Source organism: uncultured Campylobacter sp. (assembly GCF_937996225.1).
In the GTDB taxonomy this organism is placed as follows: Bacteria; Campylobacterota; Campylobacteria; order Campylobacterales; family Campylobacteraceae; genus Campylobacter_B.
The window spans coordinates 14,715-37,044 of record NZ_CALKTC010000015.1 but is presented as its reverse complement, the minus strand read 5'-3'; the positions used below and the strand labels follow the sequence as shown (position 1 = coordinate 37,044).

The following is a 22,330-nucleotide window of genomic DNA, read 5'->3' as shown; positions in this document are numbered from 1 at the left end:
TTTTTGTATTTCTGATCGGCGGGTAAATTTGCGCGGGGAAAACCCGCCGATAAATTTTAATTTTGCGGTTTTATTCGTAAATCCGCATTGTAAATTTAATGGCCCCGTGCTATTTTAAATTTAAACGCGATATAAGCTAAAGCAGCCGTAGTCGGTGCGTACGGCCAAAAATTCCTCGCCGTTTATACGCTCAAATTTCGCTTCGCAGCGCTTCACGACATGCGAGAGCTCAAAGCTAAGCCGCAAATTTCCGCTTTTTAGATCGACGATGCGAGCCTTGTCGTAGTTTATTAGCACCAGCCGCAAACCGTCCGCGCTAACGCAAAGCTCGTCCGCCTCGGCGCATTCGCCTCTTAGCCACGCGGGCTTTAACCGCTCGCCGCTTGCAGCGTCAAGGCAAACTAGCTTGCTAGTGTAGCGCTCCTTGCCCAGCATCGAGCCGTCAGCCAAAAAGCAAATTTTATCAAAAACCCCGAAATCGCCTTTTATCTCGTTTAAAACTTCTCCGCTTAGCGTGCTTAAAATTTTGATCTCGTTTTGCTTGCAATGAAGCGCAAGTCGCGTGCCGTCATCGCTAATCGCGGCGCACAAGATCGGCGTATAGCTTTTCATTTCGGATTTGTATTCGGCCAGAGGCGAAATCTCGCCGCCGCGCAGAGTAAAAATTTGACCGAACATCGCAAACGCCGCCGTATCTTTCGCAGCGCAAACGAAACTCGTAAATTCTTTGCTGTTTTTAAAGCTTAACCCTTGAGAGAGATCGCTAAATTCGCCTCTTGCCGGGTCAAATTTAAAGATAAAATGATCCAGATCCAAAAGCAAAATTTCGCCCGCACGCTCCGCCTGCCACGCAAGCGGCTTTGGCAGGACTATCTGCTGCTTTACGGCGCCGCTTGCGTCCAGCCTGATGAGAAAGTCATCCAGCGCGCCGCCATCTTTGTAGCCGCCGCATTTATAGACGAAAAGCTCACCTTCCGCGCCCGCAAAGGCTAGCGCGCCCGTGTATCCGCCGCCGATATAGACGTGCAAACTCGCTTCGCCCGCTTTCGCGTTTGCATTTTGCAGGACATAGCCCTTCTTTAGGCTCTCCCACTCCTTTTTCGCGCAGGCTTTTTGCGCCTCGCCAGCGCTTTCAAACTCCTTTTGCGTCTGCCTAGTTTTGCCGTTTTTGATGCTCTCGCTTAGCAAAATTTGACCCTCTACGCGCAAATTTAGACGGTCACCGCCGCTTAAATTTATTAAATTTTTCATTTTCGCTCCTGCGAATTAGTTTTAAAAATTATCGCAAAGCGGCGCTTAAAAGCCGCTAAATATCGATAACGCCGAGGTGCGAGAGTAAAATTTTAACCCCGATTAGGATCAAAATCGCGCCGCCTAAAACGAGCGCCTTTGAGTGCAGATATTCGCCCGTTAGCTTGCCTGCGTAGCACGCCGCGACGCACAGCGCGAAGCAGATGAGCCCGATTATGCAACAGGCGTAGAGGATGTTTATCTCGCCAAACGCAAAGGTCACGCCCACGGCCATAGCATCGATGCTGGTTGCGATCGCGCCCAGCACCAGCTCCTTTGTGCTTAGACGTAGAGCTGGCTCGTCCTGCTCGCGGCGGGATTCCGCGATCATCTTAACGCCTAAAAACGATAAAATTCCAAACGCGACGAAGTGATCGATCTGCGCGATAAATTTTACAAAATTTATCCCCAAAGCATAGCCCGCAAGCGGCATTATAAATTGAGCCGCCGCGTAGAAAAACGCGACGCGCGCGATCTGTGCAAATTTAAAATTCGGATATTTCGCGCCGTTTGAGATACTAAGCGCGACGCTGTCCATCGCAAGCGCAAAAGCGATGAGTAAAAGCTCCATATTTAGCCCTTTTGGTATTATAAAAGCGTTGATTATACATTAAAATTTTCGAAATAAAATAATCAATCTTTAATTAGGGAAAAACTTTGCTTAAAAAATTAATCCTTTGTTTATTGCCGCTATTTGCAACTGCTAGCTGGGAAGAGGTCGCCGTAAAGGGACTAGACGTGATGCTTAGTGCGGGCGCAGGCGATAGTGAAAATTTTAAAAACTCACTAAGCACTTTGATAGAGCGTGCCGCAAATGAATACGAACGCACTGGCGTGCAGGATTACGAGCTCGATCTGCCTAGCTACATTACCGAGCGCGCGGGCAAAAAAAGCATCGCCGTGCAGAATATGCAAAGGCTGGCGAGCAAGAAGCTAAGTCTTGCCGTAGAGCCGATCAAAAAGCTCCTACTCGCTAAAATAAAAGATATGTCCAAAGCCGATACCAAGGCAGTAATGAGCGGCGAGATGCTATTTAGCCACTATCTGCGCACAAACGCCTTTGATGAAATTTACGAAATCATTCGCCCTTTGGCACGTGAACTAGGAGCCGACGCGAGCTTTGCTAAAAGCTTTAAAAGTGCCGTCGGACGCGAGCCTGGAGACGATTTTAGTAGCGAATTCAGTAGCGCCTTCATCAACGAAAGCTTCGATTTTTTAAGCAAAAACGAAAAGGAGTTTCGCAAAAACTCTGGCGCGATTTTAAACGCCATAAAGACGATCAGATAGGCGCGCAACCACGATAAGATCTCAGCGAAATTTTACTTTAAATTTATGAAAAATTCTATCTTGGAGCCCGCGGAAAATTTTAATTCAGAACCCGCTTTAAATTTTATCTTAGATCCGGTGCACGAGCGCGCGAAAAATACAGCTTTAAATTCTGCTTCAAATGCGGCGTTTGCGTGCGTAAAAAACATAGCCCACGGCGGTGCGGTAAATTTCGCTTTCGCTTGCCACTTCAAAAGAAATTTCAAATTTCAAGACGCGGCCGCCGAGTTAAATTTTATCCGCGAAAGAAATTTAAAATTTTATCCCGCTTCGGCCGGTTTCGCCGCACGCAATCGTGCCTCGGTCAGTTTTGCCGTGCATAGTCTCGTAGCGCCCTATTCCGCTCCGCGCGTCAAAAATCCAGGGAGAAAATCCGCTTTAAATTCCGCAGCTCTTGCGTTAAATTTAAAACCCGCGCAGGATATGAGCCGCACCGAAACCGAAGCTTTAAATTCCGCGAAATCCTCCAAAACAGATCCTTGCGAAAATTCCGCAAGAAATTTCAAGCGAAATTTTATAATAAATTTTACGAAAAATTCCACTCATAGCGGCGTAAATAGCGCGGGTTTGTCGAGCCGCATAAGTGTCGCAAACGATCCAAATTTTAGCCCCGCAAAAAGCCTCGCCGATGCTCATACGCGACGCTCCGAGAAAAATTTTACCGAGAACTTTGCGAATGATCTATGCTCAGCTAGCACGCCGCAGAGCTTTAACTATGGCGCCGCGCGAAGCCTCGGCGCTCCGCAAAATTATAATGCTACACAGAATTTTAACTCCGCAAAAAATTTAAATTCTACGCAAAGCTCGAATTCCTCGCAGAGTTTCGGGCAAAATTCCAATTCCGCGCAAAGTCGCGCGCAAAACCCCGCTCCGCCTAGCAGGCTGTGGGATTTAGGGCTGCTTTTCGTAGCGATCGTTTGGGGTTGTACCTTCGTGCCGGTGCAGCGCGCGCTGCATAGCGGCGATGTTTTCAGCTTTTTGTTTTGGCGCTTTTTGGCGGCGAGCATTTTTACCTACCTCGCCTGCCTGCGCTTCGGCGTCAAATTTGACCGCGGCACGATAGGGCGGGGCGTATTTTGCGGGCTGATGCTATTTTGCGATTTTTCGTGCCAGACCATAGCGCTTGATTATGCGCTATCATCAACAGTGGCGTTCATTTTGGGGCTCAACGTCGTCATCGTGCCCTTTTTAATGCTTGTGTTTTTCGGCAAAAAGGTCGGTGCGAGTGCCTTTGGCGGCGCGGTTGTGGCGCTTTTGGGGCTGTATTTTTTAAGCGGAGCAAGCGGCGCGGTGGGATTTGGCATAGGCGAGCGGTTGACGCTAGTTTCGGCGTTTTCATACGCGCTTCATATCGTATTTACGGGCGTCTGCGCGCGCAAAAGTAATCTCTACGGCTTTGTGATCGTGCAGTTTATCTGCGTCTGCGTCTGCGCGCTGATCGCGGCAGTTTTTGTCCCGCACGCCGAATTTGAAGGCGAGATAAAGGTGCTTGGGAATTTGATCTTTTCGCCGAACTTTGATTTTGTTTTCGCGCTGGTTTTAACCTCGATCTTTGCCACCGTCGCGGCGTTTGTGATCCAAACGATGGCGCAAAATCGCGGCATAAGCGAGATAAAAACGGTGCTTATTTTCGCGCTGGAGCCCGTAAGCGCGGGCGTGATGGGGTATGCTTTCGGCGAGAAGCTAAGTGCGCTTCAAATTTTAGGCGCGGCGCTGATACTAGCAGGTATCCTGCTTAGCGAGCTGGGCGGGCTTTTAGGCGCGAAGTTTGCTAAAGATCGAGCTTGCGAAAAAGCAGACCGAGGCGACTAGGATTATCGAAGCGCCGCTGGTTAGATTGAGCTTAAAGCTCAAAACAAGTCCCGTCGCGCAGAAAAGCGCCGATAGCGCGCAGCTTATCGCCATCATCGAGCCTAGGCTTTTTGAGATTTTTTCGGCGATGAAGGGCGGGATCGTCATCAGCGAGATCACCAAGATTAGCCCCACGATCTGAATCGACGCGACCACCGCAAGGCTCGCCATCACTACGAGGACGTAGTAAAAAACACTCGTATTTACTCCGCGCAGCAGGGCAAATTCCTTATCGAAGCTGATCGCTAAAAACTGCCTGTAAAAGCACGCCGTAAGCGCCGCAAACGTCGCGTCGCAAATGCCGATGAAGATTAAATTTTCGTGATTTATCGCTAAGATCGAGCCGAATAAAAAGCTCATCAGATCGGATTTGTACCCAGGCGTGAGATCGGCGAATATTATCCCCAGCGCCATTCCAAACGCCCATATCGCGCCGATTACGGCATCGAAGCGCTCGGTATTTCGCAGCGTGACGTAGGCGATGAGCAGCCCCAAAAACAGCGCAAATACGCTAGCTCCCAGTACGGGCGAGATGCCTAAAAATAGCGCGATGCCGATGCCGCCGTATGCGCCGTGCGCGATGCCGCCTGCTATGAAGCTCATGCGATTTATCACGACTAAAGAGCCCACGACGCCGCAGACTATACTGACCAAAAGCCCGCCGAGTAGGGCGTTTTGCATGAAATCATAGGATAGAATTTCAGCCATTTTTGCACTCCTTGCAGCAGCATTCGTTAAGCGCGAGATCGACGGCGCAAAAGTGCCCGTGCTCGCGTCGCAGGTGATCTAAAAATTCCGCTCTGCCCCCCGGATCGATCTCGTGGGTGTGCGCCGAGCCGTTTGCGACGTAAAGCGCGCGGTTTGCGTAGTTTAGCGCGAGTTGCACGTCGTGGCTGATTAAAATTATGCCGCAGCCGCCCTCGTTTAGGGATTTTAAAAGCTCGTAAATTTGAACCTGCCCCATCGTATCTATGCTCGCTAGCGGCTCGTCAAGAAGTAAAATTTTAGCCTTCGCGCACAGCGCCCGCGCGATGTAAACGCGCTGTCTCTGCCCGCCGCTAAGTTCGCTGATACGGCACCCTGCAAGGTCTTGCATGCCTACGCGCCCCAGGGCTTGCATGGCTTGCTCGCGCTCGGATTTAGAGTAAAAGCCGAAAATTTTCTTATCTATCAGCCCCATTAAAACGACTTCGAGCACGCTTATGGGAAAGCTTTTGTTTATCGCGATGAACTGCGGCACGTAGCCCATTTGCGCTCTGGCAAGCGCGGGCGATCTGCCTAAAATTTCGATCGTGCCCGAGCTTGGTCGCAGCAGCCCCAAAAGCAGCTTCAAAAGGGTGCTTTTGCCGCCGCCGTTGGGCCCGAAAATCGCCAAAAAATCGCGCAGCTCGTAGCTTAAGTTTATATCTTTTAAAATTTCGCGTTTTTCGTAAGCAAAGTTTAAATTTTTTATCGTCACGTCCGCCATGAACGCCCTTTCGCCTAGATTTTGAAAGCATTTATTATAGCCCAAATTCGGAAAAATTGCCAAATTTTGCTATTATTACAAAAAATTTAAAGGCAAGCGGTGGAGAAAATCGGCGAAAAAACACATGAAAATAGCTGGGATAAAAAGTCCGAAAGTTACGCTAAATTTAGCGGCGAGTTAGGAGATTTCGGCAAGCGGGTGTTTGAGATACTGCGCGGCTGGGGGGTGAGCTTTGCGGGTAAAAGCGTGCTTGACGTGGGCGCCGGTACGGGGGTTTACTCGCTGTATCTCGCGTCGCTGGGCGCCAAGGTCACGGCGATCGATAGCTCGGAGGGGATGCTGCGCGAGCTAAGGCGCAGCGCGGGGGAGTTTGGCATCAGCTTGCAAAACGTATTAAATTTAAGCTTTGCGGAGTTTTGCGAGCTGCTTGGCTCGGGCGGCTTTGCGGACGGGGCGAGTAAAAATTTTAAAATTTATCCGCACTCGCAAGACGAAATTTCAAACGCGCAAGATCAAGAAGCGCAGGCTTTAAATTTAAAAGACGCTGTGAGCAAAAGCCGCGAGAGCGAAAATTTTAAAATTCCCGCAGTTTTTGACATCGCGTTTCTTACTATGAGCCCCGCGCTAAAAAGCACGGAGGATTTTGGGGCGTTTTTGGCTTTGGGCGAGCGAAAAATTTATCTAAACTGGGCGAGCGAGCGCAATTCATCGATGCTAGCGCCGCTGTTTGAGCGCTTCGGCGCAGGAGCTAAAAGACTTGCTACCGCCGCCGAAAAATTTGAGGCGCTGCTTGGCGCGCGCGACATCAAATTTAAAAGCGAAATTTTAACTGAAAAGCGCGAGCAAAAACGCAGCCTACAAGAAGCTGTGCAAAACGCCGCGTGGCACCTGCATATGGACGGCGCGGAGGCTAGCGAGCGCGAGATCGAGGAGATTTTGAAAAAGCGAGCTAAAGGCGGGGTGATAAGCGATGAGATCGAAGCGAGCTTTAAGCTGTTTTATATTTAGTCTGGCGCCGGTTTTGGGGCTTTGCGGCAATCTTTTCTCGCCGCTTGAGATGCCTAAATACGATCCGCAAAAGGCGCGGCTGGGCGCAAAAATTTTTACCGATGTAAGATTTAGCGGCAAAGGCCGCTCCTGCGAGAGCTGCCATAACTTCTATCTAAACGACTCAGGCGCTTCAGTGCGCGATGGACGCGTGCCTACGCTCATAAATTCTTATTATTTTGACCGCTATTTGGGCGATTATAATTTCGCGGGCTTTGAAGCGCGGATCGCAGCGTCGGTCTTTGGCACGAACGAGCTTGATGCGAGCGAAGATAGAATTTTAAAGCTTATTAGGAAGAATTTAGCCTACAAGCAGGCTTTTAAAAGTGCTTACGGCGAGGCGAATACGGCAAACTTCATTGATGCGCTAAAGGAATTTTTAAAATCCAAAACGGCGATAAATTCCAAATTTGACCGATTTTTGCGCGGCGAGGTTAAGCTAAATGATGCCGAATATAACGGATATGTGCTTTTTGTGCGGCTGTGCTCGGCATGTCATAACGGCGTTAGCCTTGGCACCGGCAGCTTTACTAAAATTCGCCCAAGCGCGGAAGAGGAGGATGCGCCTAGGCATAGGTTTACCTCCGACGGATTTGAGTTGCGCCGCGTGCCTAGCTTGCGCAATATCACGCAAACCGCACCTTACGTAAACGGGCAGACGGATTTGCGTCTTGCGGTGCGGCAGATCGCAAAGGATCTGTTAAAATACGATCTTAGCGATGGGGAACTTGATGCTTTGATGAGCTTTTTAGCTACACTTAAGGGTGAGATGACGGAGGCGCAGGATGAAAGATAAGATAATGTGGACTTTGATGGTGGGGATTATGATATTAGGCATAATCATCGCCGGGAATTATTTCTCGTCGCTAAGAGATGTAGCGAGATTTAGCACGATTTCGCGCGAGCTAGCTTTGATCGATAACGCCGATAACCGCTTAAATATATTATTTGATGCAAAGATCGCAAGAAGGGACTTTTCGATTGCAAATGCCGATATGCGCGGCATCTATCAGGTACTGCAAGCTCTACAAAAAGACAAAATCATCGATAAAATCGGACTTAGCAGCGATGTGCGCGCGATCGGAAGCGCTTTTAGCGATAAAATTTCACTTTTGGACGAGCTTGGGGCTTTAAATTCGCAGAATTTAATCCTTTTTCAAAGTCTGCAGCAAAAATTTTTATCCAGTGGCGCAAATGCGCAAAGAGCAAATCTCTACTCTCAAATTTTAGGACTTAACTATAAAAATCGCTCCGAGATCTCTGCTTTAAAAAGCGCGTTAGAAAGCGCAGATGCGTCAAGCCCCGACGAAGCTGCGTTTATGGGAATCGCACGGCAAATTTTAAGGAATTTCGAGCGGCAAAATATCATTGTAAGCGATAATCTCTCGTTGCTCAACGAGCGCTTCGCAAGCCTGCGCGAGCGATTTTCTTACGCTAGCGAGGAATTTTACGGCTCGTTTATGCAAATGACGATGCTTTACACGGCGGTGTTTTTGTCGTTTTTACTGCTTACTTACATCATAAATTCCGATGCTTTGCGTAGTAAACGCGCCCTCGCGCCCTATCACGCACTATGCGAACAAGCAGGCGAAGCGATAGTTTTAGCAGATCAAAACTTTAAAATTTTATACGCTAATAAAAGCGTGCTTAACTTAAGCGGCTACGAACAAAGCGAGCTGGAAGGAAGCGATCTTGGAGTTTTGATGCCCAAAGATAAAGGGATCGAACTTCCTGCGATGGTAAATAAAAGCGCCAAAGATACGCGCCTGCTTCGTAAAAACGGCGAACTAGCCGATGTGAGCCTAAGGCTAGCAAATATCGCCACCGCATCCAAGCCGCCGCTATATGCGCTTTACGCTCATGACATCGGCGAGCGCGAGGTTATGAAGCTAGCTCTTGCGAGCGCGAAGGAGAGCTTAAACAATCAAGTCTATATCGATCATCTTACGGGCCAGGGCAACGAAGCAGCGCTATATGAGCTAATAAACGCCGAAAAAACGGGCGTAGCGATCTACATCACTATCGTAAATTTTGCAAATTTACGGCTTTTTTACAAGGCGGAGACGACGAATGAAATTCTGCGCTCCTTTGCGCGTACGCTTGCGATGTGTATCGAATCGCACGAGATCAAAGCCAGTATCTTTCGCATCCAATCGGATGAGTTTTGCCTATTTTACGAGGGACTAAATGTCGCGCGCGACGTGGAGATCATAAATAAATACTTCACCGACAAGGTTTTTAATCTCCATACGACCGAGGGCTTTGCCTCCGCGCCTTTAAATATCACGATGGGCGTGAGCGAGCGTGCAGACGTAGCGGGCGGCGCAAATAGGGTCTTTCAGGCGGTCATGGCGATGTATGAGGCGCAGAGCAAAAACGAGCACGTGGGCTTTTATTCGCGCCCAAATGCTATTGAGGAAAAATATCTTCAAAACCAGATTATGATCAACACCATTCAAAACGCGATCAAGAAAAATCAAGTCTTTGTGCTCGTTCAGCCGATATTTGATATCACCCACCGCGATCCTAGTGGTAACACATACGGCACCGAGGGTGGCGACTATGTTCCCTTAGTATATGAAATTCTAATCCGCCTAATCGACCGCTCAGGCAAGACGCGCTGCCCGGGTGAGTTTATCGACATCGCAAAGCAAACCTCGCTCTACATCCCGCTAACTCAGGTCGTAATAAACGAAGCCTTTCGCTTGCTAGACCGCTTCGCAGGGACTTGCTTTAGCATAAATCTTTCATATTTTGACATCGCAAACGAAGGTATCAAGGAACTTTTAGAGCGCAAGCTCGCATCCAGCCCAAACGCTTCAAATTTATTTATTGAAATTTTAGAAAGCGAGGAATTCGACGATTACGAGAGCCTACGCAGCTTCATCGCCATAGCCAAAAACTACGGCTGCAAGGTCGCGATAGACGATTTTGGCAGCGGATACTCCAACTACTATAGAATTTTAACGCTCGACGTGGATTACATAAAAATCGACGGAGCGCTCATCAAAAACATCGCAAACGATAAAAACTCGCGCGCTATCGTCGAAACCATCGCTAACTTCGCGCGCAAGCAGGGCTACGAGCTCATCGCCGAATACGTAGAAAACCATGAAATTTCAATCATCTTAGAAGAGATGGGGATTAAATATATGCAGGGCTACTTCTACAGCAAACCGATGGAGCCCTCGAGGATAAAATTCTAATCTCATCTCGCCGCGACTTTATAGCCCGCCTCTTTAAATTTATAGCCCAAAGATCGCCTTCGTAAGGCGATAAATTCTGATTTAGCAAGCCGCTGCTTTAATACGGAATTTATCTTGACAAATACTGCGCGAAATTTATTACGAACTTATGGTGCGCCTTGTAGCTAAGATTGCCGTAAAAGCTTACGCATGGCAAATGAAGTGGAAGCTAAATTTAAAATTTAATAGCGTATTTATAGATAAAATTTTGCGAAGTTCAAAATTTTAAAATTTCAAGCCGTAAAATTTTAAAATTTGAAATGTGCTAGCTGCAAATTTAGGGCTAAATTTTAAAATTCCGAATCCCAAACCCGCCTGCAAATTTTAAAATTTTATGGCGCAAATTTTCAATTCATTCATATAGTAAACATTTCGCGCGAGCTTTTCAAAAATAAAAATTTTAACGAGCTTTGCTCTAAGTAGCGATAGCGCTTTCAAATGCAGGCGGAATTTTTAAGTGCAAACTTTCTTGCTTTCAGCGAGAATGAGCTTAAATTTTAGGTTTTAGCGCATTAGCTCAAGCAAATTCGCTCTAAGCCTTCATACTCCCCGTATCCTTAAATCTTTGATGCCACGACAGCGCCTCGCTTAGGATGTGTGGAGTATGCCCCGCACAGGGCTGCGCACATGCCCGCTCGAAATAATCTCTCAGCGCGTCTTGGTAAGTGGGATGTGCGATGCTTATCATCGCGCGAGCACGCTCACGAGGACATTTACCGCGCAGATCGGCGATGCCGTATTCGGTTATGATGACTTGAGTGTCGTGCTCGGTATGATCGACGTGGCTCACGAACGGCACGATAGCGCTGATCGCGCCGCCTTTAGCGAGCGATGGGCTCAAAAATAGCGACAAATATCCGTTGCGAGCGAAGTCGCCACTACCGCCAATACCATTTTTCATCTGCGAACCCATGACGTTGGTGGAGTTTACGTTGCCGTAGATATCTGCCTCGAGCATGCCATTCATCGACACGACGCCGAGCTTTCTGATAAGCGCTGGCGAGTTGGAGACATCTTGTGAACGTAGTATGATGTGCTTGCGGTAGAAATCGATGTTTTTTTGAAATTCCTTGACACCTGCGGGGCTAAGCGATAGCGCTGTGGCACTTGCAGTGCCTACGACGCCTCTTTTGATGAGATCTAGCATGCCGTCTTGGATCACCTCGGAGTAGCATTGCAGCCCTTGGTAGCCAGCATTTTGTAGCGAGCTAAGCACGGCGTTAGCGACATTGCCGATGCCCGATTGCAGCGGCAGTAACTTCTTTGCGGGAAGTCTGCCACAAGCCTCCTCGTTTTTTAAGAATTTTACGACATTGCAGCCGATCGCACTTGAAATTTCATCCACGGCGGTGAAATTATTGACGCGATCATGCGTCCTAGTCTCTATGACAGCGACTACTTTGGCAGGATCTACATGCATATAGGGGCTGCCTACGCGATCGCCTACGTGCTTGATCGGCAGATCCTCAGCATGCGGCGGCAGGCGCAGATCCGTAACGTCGTGAATGCCCTCCAGCTCAAGCGGCTGATAGTAATTCACTTCTAAAATCACGCGATCGGCGATATCGAGCCAGGCTTGGTTGTTGCCTAGCGATGTGGACGGCACGAGCTCGCCGCTTTCTTTAATCGCCACTACTTCGATCACGGCAAAGTTTAGATGCGGAAAAAAACCCGCCTTAAGCTGCGCGGCAAGGCTTGATAGATGCACGTCCGTGTATCGCACGGCGCCGCTATTTATCGCACGGCGCATATCGGCATCCGTAAAAAACGGCGCACGAAAGCTCACAGCACCTGCTTTTGCCAAAACTCCGTCTAAAAGCGGATCGGTCGATGCGCCCGTAAAAATTTCGATTTGATAGGGCTCGCCTTTTTCGTGCAGCGCCGTCGCTCGTTGCGCCAGAGCTTGCGGCAGAGCTAGCGCGCAGCCCGCCCCAACAAAGCCGCTAAAGCCCACCGATGCGCCATTTGGGATCAGTTCGCAGGCTTTCTCGGCGCTCATAATTTTTGATTTTAGATATTCGTTTTGCACGCGTGAGTTCATTTTCCGTCCTAGCCGTGATTTGGGAGAAATTATAATATTTTTGCGCTAAATTTCAAAATCTAAAATTTCGTGCGCGAGCTAGGCTATAGAGCAAAATATGAGGCGCGGTCGGTTGAGATATACGCCGCCAAACGCTTCCGATCAGGCTTTTTTTGCTTCGGCGGTTTGAAATACGCGCTTGCACAAGCGCTCGGTAAATAGGGTTTTAGCGTGATTGAAGCTTGGTTTAATGATCTAGCTACGATATCATTAAACGCTTATCTCGCACCAAATCTTGCGGAATTTAGGCGCAAAATTTCATCGCATAATTTGTGAGCTGCGATATTTGAATTTAAGCACCCCTTACAATTTAATCGCTCGCCACACTTAAATTTAAATCTCCGCTTCGCAATTTTAAAATGGGTGTTTTGAAATTTATCGCTCGTGGCGTTTAAATTCTGCGTCTAGCGAGCCTTGAACTCATATTTGAAATTCCATCGCTTGCGGTGCACGCATTTGCCCGCCGCACCTATATTTTAATCCGCATTAATTGAAATTCTAGCTGCCTGAAATTCTTGCCACCACGCACAAGACGGCAGTTTAAAATTCCAATTTCGCGCTTTTTTTGGAGCGGCTCGACGTAGATACGCAAAATTTTGATATTTTACGCTTGCAAAATTCTAAAAATTATATCATCGTCACGGATAGATTGCAGATTTTGTTTAAATTCTAGTTCTTAAAATTTTAGCCTGACCGTCACGCACGATTTGCAATTCAAAGAGCCTTGCCGCGTAAATTCTAATCTCTCTGAGCCCAAAAATTGACGCCGCTTAATACATGAATTTAAACGCGTTTTAGAATTCAAAATTTAGCCCGCCTTGTTACCATTTTCGGTCGAACTCTATAAAATTTCGGCAAATTTTATACTCGTGGAATTTTAAAATTTTATCGCCGTAAAAGCCAGTAAAATTTTATTTCTGCGGCTTGCCGTCGCCGAATTTTGCGACTATCTCCTCGCTGCAGCTTTCCTTAGGCGCCCAGCCTTCGCGCTTCATCCGCGCCAGATTGTCGCACGCCTCCTGCGAGCCGCCCTCGCAAAGCTCGTCGTATATCACGAGGCTGCGGCACTGCCCGCTCGCGAAGCTCTCCAGTGTCGCGGCGTTGCCTAAGCAGGCTCGCTCGCGCAGATCGCTCATCGCGCGCCCGCCTGCGCTACCCGTTTTGCCTCCCTGCTTCCGCTCGGCGAGGGCGGCGAGCTCGCATGCGTCTGCGAAAAAGCCCTGTGCTTTGAAGCGGTTTCGCACGACGCCGCGACTGCCCAGCTCGTATCTCATCGCCATTTCGTAGCATGCGGCGGCGTCCTTTTTGCTGCATTTTGCTAAAAGCGCGCCAGTTTTTGCGCCGCTAAATTTAAACTCTTTGGCTTTGCCGTCTGCGTTTGCCAAACTAAGCGCCAGCGCCGCCGCCAGCGCAAGCTTTAAAGCTTTCATCTTTGCCCCTTTTTTGTTTATCCGCTCGCACGCTTCGATTTACCGCCTCATCGCACACTGCACTCGCACAGCCCGCTAAAATTTTAAAGGCTCGCGCGCTCTGTTTGCGCTCGAAGCCAGAAATTTTGCTGCTTTTGTCGTGCTAATTTTTCGGCAGCAGATCGAGCACTGCGCAGGCGCGCTTGTTGTGCATTTTGCATGCCCTATCTAGCGCTTGCCCCGAGAGCTCAAAGCTTTGAGGGGTGCCGATTCCTTGGAGATATTTGACCGACAGCTCGTAGCACGCCTCGCTGCTGCCGGTCTCGCACTGCTCGCGAAAAAGCTCAAACGACGCCACGACGTCCTTCTCCACGCCCAAGCCCCGCCCTAGTGCATCTGCGTAGAAAAAGCACGATAGCTGATCTTTGCGCTCGCAGCCGCTTTTCAGACCGTGCGCGACGCGCTCGCAGGAGCCTTCGTCGCTTTTTACGATGCAGCTTTGCAGATCCGCCCGCGAAATTCCGTCCGTTTGGATGACCGCATCGGCGCTGCTTTGCGAGTCGGCGCTTGCTTCGTCGCTCTTTATAAAGCGCGCGTTTTGCGTGGCAGTCTCGCCGATACTCGTTATTTTGTCTGTTTTGTCCGCCGCAGAAATTTTATCTGTCCGCCCGCTCTCGTCGCAGTTTGCCGCAATAGCGCAAAATAGCGCCAAAAATAGAATTTTTTTCATACCCGCCTCCGTTAAATTTAGCGCCATTTTAATTAAAAATGCTGAATTTAATGAAAATGCGCCTCTGCCCTAAATTTCAGCTTTGTGTCGCAATGTGTTTAAAGCGCGAAATTTAAAGCGCGGCGCCAAAGCGATCGATCACAGGCTTTTTAGTGCCGCGAGTACATTTTGCGCGTCCTGCTCGGGTTCAGCGATGCGGCTAAAGCGCTTTATCTCCTTGCCGTCTTTAAAAATCAGGGTTTGGCGGTGGTAAAATTTCTTCCCGTCGCCGGTAGTGAAGGTTTCGAGCCCAAGCGGCACTTCAAGCTCGAATTTTTCGTCGTTTATGAACTCAAACGAGGCGCCCGTAGCGCGCTTAAACTCGCTCGTGCCCGCCTCGCCCATACTGCCTACGGCGATAAGCTCGAAGCCTAGGGCTTTTATCTGCGCAAGCGCGCTCTCGTAGGCCTTGCATTGAAGCGTGCAGCCCGTAAGCCCCGCCACGCCGTGCAACTCTTCCGGCAAAAATTTGCCGCTGCTGCCCATTTTTGGGTAGGTAAAAACTACACAATTTTTCGGTAAATTTATCATCTCTCGCCTTTTGATCGAAATAAGGTCGCAAAAATAGCATAAAAAATCTTAAACCCGCTTAACGGATGAAATTTTAATCGCGCCGTTCGCGTCTTTAAATTTAGCACTTTTTGGAATTTGGCGTTTCTTGAAATTCGGCGCCTCTTGAAATTTAACGCGGCGCAAGCGGGTAAATTTTATCGCTTGTGGCGGTAGCTTGAAATTTTAAAATTTAGCCTGCGCAGCGCAAAGCTCGCTATGAAATTTCACTCGTTGTTTCCCGCGATCGTTTCGATGAGTTTGCGCTTGTTGCGGCGGTTGTAAAGCACCGACGAAAGGAGCGATAGCGCGATGAATAAGATCCCCACGGTGCCGGTTATGATCTCGCTTACTTCAAATTTCAGCTTGGCAAACATTATAAACGCCAAACACGCGATGGCGTAGTGCGCGCCGTGCTCCAGATACGCGAAGTGCGACAGCGTGCCGTGCGCGACGAGATATAGCGTGATGGAGCGCACGAACATCGCGCCGGCACCTAGCCCCAGCATAATGATGAAGATATTATCGCTTAGCGCAAACGCGCCGATCACGCCGTCGAAGCTAAAGCTCGCGTCCAGGGTTTCTAAGTATAAAAAGCCCGCAAGGCCGTTTTTTACGCCGTTCGTGCCGAAAAGGCGGTCGAAGCAGGAGATGAGTAGATAGAGTAAGATCGCGCCGAAATACGCCGCACCGAGCGTCGCCGAGTCCGTTTTAGTAAGTAGCACAAGCCCCGCGGCTAGAGCGATCAGCGTGGGCGCGTTTGGAATGCGCTTTAAAAATCGCACGAGCCCATTATTTTCGATTATGCCCAGCCAGTGTAGCTCGCGCTGCGCATCGAAGAAAAAATCGCAAAAGACCATCAGCAAAAACGCGCCCCCAAAAACGTAAATTTGCGCTTCGTTTTTGCTTAAAATTTCATGGTAGCGCTGCGGCTGCTTAAGCGCCAGCACGAGGGTTTCCCAAAGACCCAGATGCGCGCTTGCGGCGACGATGAGTACGGGAAATAAAAACCTCATTCCAAAAACCGCGATTGGAATGCCCCAGAGGATAAATCTGCTCTGCCACACCGGCGCCATATCTTTTAGCACCTTGGCATTGACTATGGCGTTGTCGAAGCTGAGGCTGATTTCGAGTGCGCACAAAAGCGCACAGATATAAGCGGCACCCGCGCCGCCGATATAAAACGCGATAGCAAGCGCAATTAGGCTTACTACAAAAGAGGAGTAAAAATATTTCATCGCTGTCCTAGCCGATTTTTTGCGCTATTTTAGCAAAATTTAGCCCTAAATTCTATATAATTGCAAAAATTCCAAAAAAGGCAAAAGATGCTTACCAATCCCGTATTTATCAGTATCTGTGTGATGTGCGCGCTATGTTTGCTGAGGTGCAACGTAATGCTTGCGATCCTAATCGGCACGATATGCGCCGTGCTCTCAAGCAATATTCCGCTGGGCGATGCCATAAATTTATTCATAAACGGCAACCCCGAAAACGCCGGCAGCCTCGGTATGGGCGGAAATTTAGAAACCGCGCTCTCATATCTGCTGTTAGGCGTCATCGCAAGCGCGATCTCAAAGACTAACCTAACGGCGATCTTGGTGCGCGCGGTGGCAAATTTAATCAGCGATAAAAAATATATCTTTATCTTTTCGATTGCCTTTTTTGCGTGCTTTTCACAAAATTTAATCCCCGTGCATATCGCCTTTATCCCGATTTTGATCCCGCCGTTAGTTAAGATCATGAACTCGCTAAAGATCGATCGCCGCGCCGTAGCGTGCGCGCTGACGTTCGGCTTGCAGACGCCGTATATGGCGCTGCCGCTGGGATTCGGACTTATCTTTATGGGGCTAATCGAAAAAAATATGAACGCAAACGGCATCGCAGTAAGCCTAAGCGACATATCGAGCGTGATGTGGCTAAGCGCCGTGCCGATGCTCGTGGGGCTAGTGCTGGCCGTGATCTACTACCGCAAGCCGAGAGACTACGCCGAAACCAAACAGAGCCTGGATGCGCATTTTAGCGAACTTAAGATGGGCATGCGCGAATGGGGCGCTCTAGCGGGCATTGCGGTGTGCTTCGCGGTGCAAATTTGGATCAAATCCCTTCCGTTTGCCGCGCTTAGCGGAATTTTAGTGATGCTTGCGAGCAAAGGCATCGAGTGGAAGAAGCTCGATAATGTATTTGACGAGGGCGTGCATATGATGGGCTATATCGCGTTTTTGATGCTGATCGCTGCAGGATACGGCACGATCTTAAAAGAAACCGGCGGCGTGAACGAGCTGGTGCACGTAGCGAGCACTTTAAGCGGCGGCAAGCTCGGCGGCGCGCTGCTGATGATCGGCATCGGACTGCTCGTGACGATGGGTATCGGCTCGAGCTTCGGCACAATCCCTATCATCGCTACGATATACTGCCCGCTAGCCGCGCAGTTGGGCTTTAGTACGGCGGCGACGATCTTTATCATCGGCGTGGCTGCGGGTATCGGCGATGCGGGCTCGCCTGCGAGCGATAGCACGCTTGGGCCTACCGTGGGGCTGAATATCGACGGCGGACATAGCCATATGTGGGATACCTGCGTGCCGACCTTTATTTTCTTTAATATCCCGCTAATCATATTCGGCATAATCTTTTCGATGATGTTATAGATTGCAGAATTTACGCGGGTTTCGCGGGCGGAATTTTAGAATTTCGCCCGTGCGGCTTTACTTTTAAATTTACCCGCGCGATTTTGCCAAATTTATTTGCGTCGCTCGCGCAATCTACTTAAATTTAACCGCTCGCGGCGTGTTGATGAAAATCATTGCTAAAATTTGAAATTTCGCATAAAATGGGCGAAATTTCATAGCAAGGAGCGGTGGTGGAGCAAATTTATCCTTACGTGCAGATCGTCCACCTCATCTGCGCCATTATCTTTTTGGGCTACATATTTTTCGACGTCGTGATTTTTTCGCGGCTTAAAGGCACGCTAGGCGCGGATTTTGAGCGCGTTAAAAAGGCGATCGGCTCGCGCGCTATTAAGATTATGCCGGTTTGCCTTTTTACATTGATAATTACCGGCGGAATGATGATGAGCCGCTGGGTCGGAAGCGCTAACGGCGGGTATTTCGGCACGCCGCTTCAAAAAATCTTTATACTAAAAGTCACGCTCGCGCTCATCATCGCCGTGTGCGTAGCGATAAATTTAAGTTGCCGCGCGATGGGAAGACCCGCGCCTCAGTTTTTGCGAGCTAACATCCACAAGATCGCTTTTGTATTCGGCTTCATCATCGTGCTTTGCGCCAAGCTGATGTTTGTAGTATGATTTAGGGCGCAAAATTTAGCGCTGGCCGCGCACTTTTATCGTGGAATTCTATAGCGCGGCAAAGATTTAATTTTGCTTGCTTTTAAAATACGACGCTTGCTAAAAATTTTAAAATTCCACTTTGCTGGGCGGGAGTAGAAATTTAAGAATTTTAAATTCCACTATGTCTGCACTAAAGCGCGAAATTTTAAAATTTCACTCCTTTCTTGTGCTGTTTTGTCAAATGCAATCTGCAAAATTTAATCTCATAAAATTTTAAAATTTCATCGCAAGCTTTAAAGTGCTCGTAAAATTTCTCGCCCAATCCTACGCTGAAAATTTTGTAAAATTCTGTGGCTTTAAAATTTTGTAAAATTTTAAATTTTACCGCTAGGATGCGGATGAAAATTCTAAAAAAGCTCGCGCAAAATCGAAGCAAACAATGAAAAAGCGAATTTATTTGACGACTTTACTTACTATTTAATAATCATTAAAGATATAAAAAGCTAAAATTGCTTTTTGCCTGCGGGCGAATTTAATGTCTGCTTGCCATTCGGGCGGGATTTTAAGGTTTCCCGTAGCCGTGGCAATGGTTTTGAAATTATTTATGAGAAAGGAAAAAGGATGAAGAAATTTCTCTTAAGTCTGCTTGTCGCAGCTTTAGCTAGTAGTGCGCTTTGCGCCAGATCGCTCTCCGAGATCAAAAACAGCGGAGTACTTAGAATAGGCGTTTATGACGCGCAGCCGCCGTTTAGCAAGATAGAAGACGGCGTGCATCAGGGCTTTGAGGTCGATATGGCAAATGCCATCGCCAAAGATATGCTTCCATCAGGCGGGAAGGTGGAGTTTACCTCCGTGCTTGCAAATCAGCGTATAAAATTCCTACAAGAAGATAAGGTGGACGCAGTTATCGCAACTTTTACCGTAACTCCGGAGCGCGAGAAGCAGATCGATTTTACGACCCCGTATTTTAGCGTCAATATAGGCATTTTAACCCGCGTCGAAGATAAGATTAAATCTTTAAACGAATTGCAAGATAAAACTATTTTGGTTCTTAGCGGCGGTACCGCAGAAACATACTTTGAAAAGCAAGGCTATAATATCGCTAGATGCGATAACGCAAACGCTTGCTACAAGGCGCTAAAAGCTGGACAGGGCGACGGGTATGCCGATGATAACTTAGTCGTGCTGGCTTATCCGGTATTAGATAAAAAGGTTGAAGTAAATATCAAGAATTTAGGCACTTCGGATTTCTTAGCCATCGGCGTGAAAAAGGGCAATTCGGAGCTTTTAGATTTTCTAAACGGCGAGCTAATCAAGCTAAGCAAAGAGGGCTTTTTCAAAAATTCGTTCGATAATTTCATCGAGCCTTACTACAAAGGAACTGCAGAGAAAAAGTATTTCTTGCTAGACGATCTTTATAGCTTGCTGTAATTTTTAAAAAGGGGGACGCTATGAAAAAGATAATCTTAGCATTGATGCTGGCTGCGTGTTCGCTTCTTAGCAATACTTTGACTCAAATCAAAGAAAAAGGGGTTATTCGAATCGGCATAGATGGCTCGTCTCCGCCGTTTAGCGTCGCTAAAGATGGCGGATATAGCGGCTTTGAGATACTCTTAATCGAAGGGCTTGTTAAAGAAATTTTTGGCGATAAAGGCGGCAAGATAGAATATGTCGTAACTTTGGGCGATGATCGTATAAAAGCGGTGCAGGACAACAGAGTCGATTTAGATATCGCGCTTATCTCGGTTACGAAAGAGCGTGAGAAGCTGGTAGATTTCTCCGATCCATACTTTAGCGTAAATATCGGTGTGCTAACTCGTAGCGACGATAATATCAGAAAGGTCTCCGATCTAAATGGAAAGACTATACTGGCGCAGCCCGGCACCACCGTGTTTGATTACTTTACGAAACAGGGCTATAACGTAGCGCCGTGCGATAGTGCAAGCGAATGCTTTAACGCTCTAAAATCGGGCAAGGGCGATGGATACGCAGACGATAATCTGCTTGTGTTCGCTTACGCCGTAGTCGATCGCAAAGTCGAAGTAAATATCAAGAATTTAGGCTCGACGGACTTCCTGGCCATCGCAGTGCAAAAGGGCAATACCGAGCTGCTTAACGCGGTAAATGCGGGACTAATCGAGCTAAGTAAAAAGGGTTTTTTTACAAAAATTTTTGATGAGAGTATTGAGCCTTTTTATAAAGGCACCATTGATAAAAAGTATTTCTTGCTGGACGATCTTTACAGCTTGTTTTAATTTAAAGTGGCGATGGATGGGAAATTCTATTCGCTTGCGAAATTTTAGTAAAATTTAAAGGAATTTTATGAAAAAGATTATATTTGCGTTGTTAATCGCTTCGTGTTCGTTATTTGCTCACTCTTTAGCGCAGATCAAAGAAAAAGGGCTCATTCGTATCGGAGTGGACGGCTCACTGCCGCCGCTTAGCGTCTCTGAAGATGGAAGATATAGCGGTTTTGAAATTTCGCTTATCGAAGAGCTCGTGAAAGAAATTTTCGGCGATAAGGGTGGTAAAATCGAATATGTCGTAACTCTGGGCAATGATCGTATCACAGCCGTGCAAGATAACAAGGTCGATTTGGATATCGCAGCCATCACGGTTACGAAAGAGCGCGAGAAACTAGTGGATTTTTCAAATCCTTACTTTAGCGTAAATATCGGCGTGCTAACCCGTAGCGATGACAATATCAAGACAATAAACGACCTGCAGGATAAAGAAATTTTAGCAGAGCCCGGCACTACGGCGTTTGATTATTTTAATAAGGAAGGCTTTAAAGTTATCTCATGCGCTAGTTCTAGTGAATGTTTCCGAGCGCTAAAATCCGGTCGCGGCAGCGGCTATGCAGACGATAATATGGTAGTTTTGGGTTATTCGGTTGTAGATCGCAAGGTAGAGGTAAATATCAAGAATTTAGGCACGACGGACTTTTTAGCTATCGCGGTGCAAAAAGGCAACGATGACTTGCTAAACGCCTTAAACGACGGGCTTGTCAAGCTCAGCAAAAACGGCTTTTTCAAGAAAATTTTCAACGACAGCATTGATCCTTTTTACAAGGGCAAGGCTGAGAAAAAATATTTCTTGTTAGATGATCTTTATAAAATGTTTTAATTCAAAGGACGAAATATGAAAAAAATTCTACTAAGTATTTTGCTGGGTGCTGGTGCGCTTTGCGCTAATTCCCTAGCAGATATCAAGCAAGCAGGCGAAATTCGCATAGGCTTGCAAGATTCCCAGCCTCCGTTTAGCTTCGATGATAACGGCACGCTGAAGGGCTTTGAAGTTGATTTGGCAAACGAGCTAGTCAAAAATCTATTCGGCAATAAAAAGATCAAAATCGACTTTATCGCCGTAGCATCTAAAGATCGCGTTCCCTCACTGGAGCAAAATAAAGTCGATCTCATCATATCCAAGCTCACCGTCACAAAAGATCGCGTTCAGAAAGTTGATTTTTCCTACCCGTATTATTCAGTGCAGATCGGCGTGCTAAGCCGTAAGGATGATAATATTTCAAGAATCGATCAGATCGCGCATAAAAAAATTCTAAGCGTTAAAGGCACAACTGCCGAGGAGCACTTCAAAAACGCGGGCTATGAGATTGCGACATGTACCGACGCGAATGAGTGCGTCGCTAGGTTAAAGGCTGGCGAGGGCATAGGCTTTGCCGACGATAATACGGTCGTACTCGGATACGCTAGAAACGATGCCGCGTTGGATGCAAAAATCATCAACCTTGGCAAGGTAGATTATATCGCCGTCGCCCTATCTAAGGGCAATACCGAGCTGCTTGATGCGGTCAATAGCAGCCTGGTAAAAATGTATAAAGCGAAATTTTTCCATAAGGCTTTTGACGAGGATATCAAGCCATACTACAGCGGTAAGATCGATAAAAAGCACTTCACACTCGATGAGGTTTATAGCCTGTTTTAATTTAGATGCATCTAAAATTTTAAGGTGCCCCTTGGCGTCTAAACATACCCGCAGCTGCGATATTTGAT

The 22,330-nt window shown here is 47.7% G+C and carries 20 protein-coding genes; 11 read left to right on the top strand and 9 right to left on the bottom strand.

The genetic code is table 11. The features are described 5' to 3' along the window. Positions 1-120 precede the first annotated feature (120 nt). Positions 121-1,251 carry a hypothetical protein gene (locus tag Q0174_RS01885; RefSeq protein ID WP_298041322.1) on the bottom strand — a complete coding sequence of 377 codons (1,131 nt, stop codon included), beginning with the start codon at positions 1,249-1,251 and terminating at the stop codon, positions 121-123. A 55-nt stretch (positions 1,252-1,306) separates the two neighbouring features. Continuing rightward, a complete protein-coding gene (locus tag Q0174_RS01880; protein WP_298041320.1) occupies positions 1,307-1,861 on the bottom strand; it encodes a manganese efflux pump MntP family protein in 555 nt (184 codons plus the stop codon). An 86-nt stretch (positions 1,862-1,947) separates the two neighbouring features. Here Q0174_RS01880 and Q0174_RS01875 point away from each other — a divergent pair, with 86 nt between their 5' ends. Continuing rightward, positions 1,948-2,577 (top strand): hypothetical protein, encoded by a 630-nt coding sequence (locus Q0174_RS01875; RefSeq protein ID WP_298041318.1) that lies wholly within the window; start codon positions 1,948-1,950, stop codon positions 2,575-2,577. Between the two features lie 45 nt (positions 2,578-2,622). Then, positions 2,623-4,428 (top strand): DMT family transporter, encoded by a 1,806-nt coding sequence (locus Q0174_RS01870; RefSeq protein ID WP_298041317.1) that lies wholly within the window; start codon positions 2,623-2,625, stop codon positions 4,426-4,428. On the opposite strand, the gene Q0174_RS01865 is transcribed toward Q0174_RS01870, so the two are convergent. Continuing rightward, entirely contained in the window at positions 4,372-5,175 is an 804-nt protein-coding gene (locus Q0174_RS01865; RefSeq protein WP_298041316.1) for a metal ABC transporter permease, read from the bottom strand. The genes Q0174_RS01870 and Q0174_RS01865 overlap by 57 nt on opposite strands. Further along, the gene (locus Q0174_RS01860; RefSeq protein ID WP_298041314.1) at positions 5,168-5,935 is read right to left on the bottom strand and encodes an ABC transporter ATP-binding protein; all 768 of its coding nucleotides are present in this window, start codon (positions 5,933-5,935) and stop codon (positions 5,168-5,170) included. The genes Q0174_RS01865 and Q0174_RS01860 overlap by 8 nt, the downstream gene beginning before the upstream one ends. A 99-nt stretch (positions 5,936-6,034) precedes the next feature. Here Q0174_RS01860 and Q0174_RS01855 point away from each other — a divergent pair, with 99 nt between their 5' ends. Genes Q0174_RS01855 through Q0174_RS01845 form a run of 3 tightly spaced genes read left to right on the top strand, consistent with a single transcriptional unit; the run spans position 6,035 to position 10,188 of the window. Continuing rightward, on the top strand, positions 6,035-6,943 hold the full coding sequence (locus tag Q0174_RS01855; RefSeq protein ID WP_298041312.1) for a class I SAM-dependent methyltransferase: 909 nt from the start codon (positions 6,035-6,037) through the stop codon (positions 6,941-6,943). Further along, complete coding sequence (locus Q0174_RS01850; RefSeq protein WP_298041310.1) at positions 6,906-7,778, top strand: cytochrome c peroxidase; 873 nt, start codon at positions 6,906-6,908, stop codon at positions 7,776-7,778. The genes Q0174_RS01855 and Q0174_RS01850 overlap by 38 nt, the downstream gene beginning before the upstream one ends. Beyond that, positions 7,768-10,188, top strand: a complete 2,421-nt coding sequence (locus Q0174_RS01845) for a GGDEF domain-containing phosphodiesterase (RefSeq protein WP_298041308.1) — start codon at positions 7,768-7,770, stop codon at positions 10,186-10,188. The genes Q0174_RS01850 and Q0174_RS01845 overlap by 11 nt, the downstream gene beginning before the upstream one ends. Positions 10,189-10,759: 571 nt before the next feature. On the opposite strand, the gene Q0174_RS01840 is transcribed toward Q0174_RS01845, so the two are convergent. From Q0174_RS01840 to Q0174_RS01820, 5 genes are all read right to left on the bottom strand, one after another. Continuing rightward, positions 10,760-12,268: a succinate CoA transferase gene (locus Q0174_RS01840; protein ID WP_298041306.1), complete on the bottom strand. Its 1,509-nt coding sequence runs from the start codon at positions 12,266-12,268 to the stop codon at positions 10,760-10,762. Positions 12,269-13,218: 950 nt separating this feature from the next. After that, a complete protein-coding gene (locus Q0174_RS01835; protein WP_298041304.1) occupies positions 13,219-13,737 on the bottom strand; it encodes a hypothetical protein in 519 nt (172 codons plus the stop codon). A gap of 142 nt (positions 13,738-13,879) precedes the next feature. Continuing rightward, complete coding sequence (locus Q0174_RS01830; RefSeq protein WP_298041302.1) at positions 13,880-14,446, bottom strand: hypothetical protein; 567 nt, start codon at positions 14,444-14,446, stop codon at positions 13,880-13,882. A gap of 138 nt (positions 14,447-14,584) precedes the next feature. After that, positions 14,585-15,016, bottom strand: a complete 432-nt coding sequence (locus Q0174_RS01825; protein ID WP_298041300.1) for a redoxin — start codon at positions 15,014-15,016, stop codon at positions 14,585-14,587. Positions 15,017-15,261: 245 nt separating this feature from the next. Further along, positions 15,262-16,272, bottom strand: coding sequence for a DUF475 domain-containing protein (locus Q0174_RS01820; RefSeq protein ID WP_298041298.1), 1,011 nt, complete (start codon positions 16,270-16,272; stop codon positions 15,262-15,264). Positions 16,273-16,359: 87 nt separating this feature from the next. Between Q0174_RS01820 and Q0174_RS01815 the strand changes: the two genes are divergently transcribed. The 6 genes from Q0174_RS01815 to Q0174_RS01790 all read left to right on the top strand — a co-directional run bounded on the left by Q0174_RS01815 (position 16,360) and on the right by Q0174_RS01790 (position 22,262). Beyond that, positions 16,360-17,679, top strand: a complete 1,320-nt coding sequence (locus tag Q0174_RS01815; protein WP_298041296.1) for a Na+/H+ antiporter NhaC family protein — start codon at positions 16,360-16,362, stop codon at positions 17,677-17,679. A gap of 212 nt (positions 17,680-17,891) precedes the next feature. Continuing rightward, on the top strand, positions 17,892-18,335 hold the full coding sequence (locus Q0174_RS01810; RefSeq protein ID WP_298041294.1) for a copper resistance protein CopD: 444 nt from the start codon (positions 17,892-17,894) through the stop codon (positions 18,333-18,335). A 603-nt stretch (positions 18,336-18,938) separates the two neighbouring features. Continuing rightward, on the top strand, positions 18,939-19,748 hold the full coding sequence (locus tag Q0174_RS01805) for a transporter substrate-binding domain-containing protein (RefSeq protein WP_298041293.1): 810 nt from the start codon (positions 18,939-18,941) through the stop codon (positions 19,746-19,748). A gap of 20 nt (positions 19,749-19,768) precedes the next feature. Beyond that, positions 19,769-20,572: a transporter substrate-binding domain-containing protein gene (locus Q0174_RS01800; protein WP_298041291.1), complete on the top strand. Its 804-nt coding sequence runs from the start codon at positions 19,769-19,771 to the stop codon at positions 20,570-20,572. Between the two features lie 67 nt (positions 20,573-20,639). Further along, positions 20,640-21,443 carry a transporter substrate-binding domain-containing protein gene (locus Q0174_RS01795; RefSeq protein ID WP_298041289.1) on the top strand — a complete coding sequence of 268 codons (804 nt, stop codon included), beginning with the start codon at positions 20,640-20,642 and terminating at the stop codon, positions 21,441-21,443. A 15-nt stretch (positions 21,444-21,458) separates the two neighbouring features. Continuing rightward, complete coding sequence (locus tag Q0174_RS01790; protein ID WP_298041288.1) at positions 21,459-22,262, top strand: transporter substrate-binding domain-containing protein; 804 nt, start codon at positions 21,459-21,461, stop codon at positions 22,260-22,262. Positions 22,263-22,330: the final 68 nt, after the last annotated feature.

What these genes read in the sequence shown, in the direction of transcription:
- Q0174_RS01790 (WP_298041288.1), top strand. Translation starts at nt 21,459, where the DNA reads ATGAAAAAAATTCTACTAAGTATTTTGCTGGGTGCTGGTGCGCTTTGC.
- Q0174_RS01860 (WP_298041314.1), bottom strand. Translation starts at nt 5,935, where the DNA reads ATGGCGGACGTGACGATAAAAAATTTAAACTTTGCTTACGAAAAACGC.
- Q0174_RS01885 (WP_298041322.1), bottom strand. Translation starts at nt 1,251, where the DNA reads ATGAAAAATTTAATAAATTTAAGCGGCGGTGACCGTCTAAATTTGCGC.
- Q0174_RS01850 (WP_298041310.1), top strand. Translation starts at nt 6,906, where the DNA reads ATGAGATCGAAGCGAGCTTTAAGCTGTTTTATATTTAGTCTGGCGCCG.
- Q0174_RS01830 (WP_298041302.1), bottom strand. Translation starts at nt 14,446, where the DNA reads ATGAAAAAAATTCTATTTTTGGCGCTATTTTGCGCTATTGCGGCAAAC.
- Q0174_RS01870 (WP_298041317.1), top strand. Translation starts at nt 2,623, where the DNA reads ATGAAAAATTCTATCTTGGAGCCCGCGGAAAATTTTAATTCAGAACCC.
- Q0174_RS01880 (WP_298041320.1), bottom strand. Translation starts at nt 1,861, where the DNA reads ATGGAGCTTTTACTCATCGCTTTTGCGCTTGCGATGGACAGCGTCGCG.
- Q0174_RS01795 (WP_298041289.1), top strand. Translation starts at nt 20,640, where the DNA reads ATGAAAAAGATTATATTTGCGTTGTTAATCGCTTCGTGTTCGTTATTT.
- Q0174_RS01840 (WP_298041306.1), bottom strand. Translation starts at nt 12,268, where the DNA reads ATGAACTCACGCGTGCAAAACGAATATCTAAAATCAAAAATTATGAGC.
- Q0174_RS01845 (WP_298041308.1), top strand. Translation starts at nt 7,768, where the DNA reads ATGAAAGATAAGATAATGTGGACTTTGATGGTGGGGATTATGATATTA.
- Q0174_RS01835 (WP_298041304.1), bottom strand. Translation starts at nt 13,737, where the DNA reads ATGAAAGCTTTAAAGCTTGCGCTGGCGGCGGCGCTGGCGCTTAGTTTG.
- Q0174_RS01815 (WP_298041296.1), top strand. Translation starts at nt 16,360, where the DNA reads ATGCTTACCAATCCCGTATTTATCAGTATCTGTGTGATGTGCGCGCTA.
- Q0174_RS01805 (WP_298041293.1), top strand. Translation starts at nt 18,939, where the DNA reads ATGAAGAAATTTCTCTTAAGTCTGCTTGTCGCAGCTTTAGCTAGTAGT.
- Q0174_RS01820 (WP_298041298.1), bottom strand. Translation starts at nt 16,272, where the DNA reads ATGAAATATTTTTACTCCTCTTTTGTAGTAAGCCTAATTGCGCTTGCT.
- Q0174_RS01825 (WP_298041300.1), bottom strand. Translation starts at nt 15,016, where the DNA reads ATGATAAATTTACCGAAAAATTGTGTAGTTTTTACCTACCCAAAAATG.
- Q0174_RS01800 (WP_298041291.1), top strand. Translation starts at nt 19,769, where the DNA reads ATGAAAAAGATAATCTTAGCATTGATGCTGGCTGCGTGTTCGCTTCTT.
- Q0174_RS01865 (WP_298041316.1), bottom strand. Translation starts at nt 5,175, where the DNA reads ATGGCTGAAATTCTATCCTATGATTTCATGCAAAACGCCCTACTCGGC.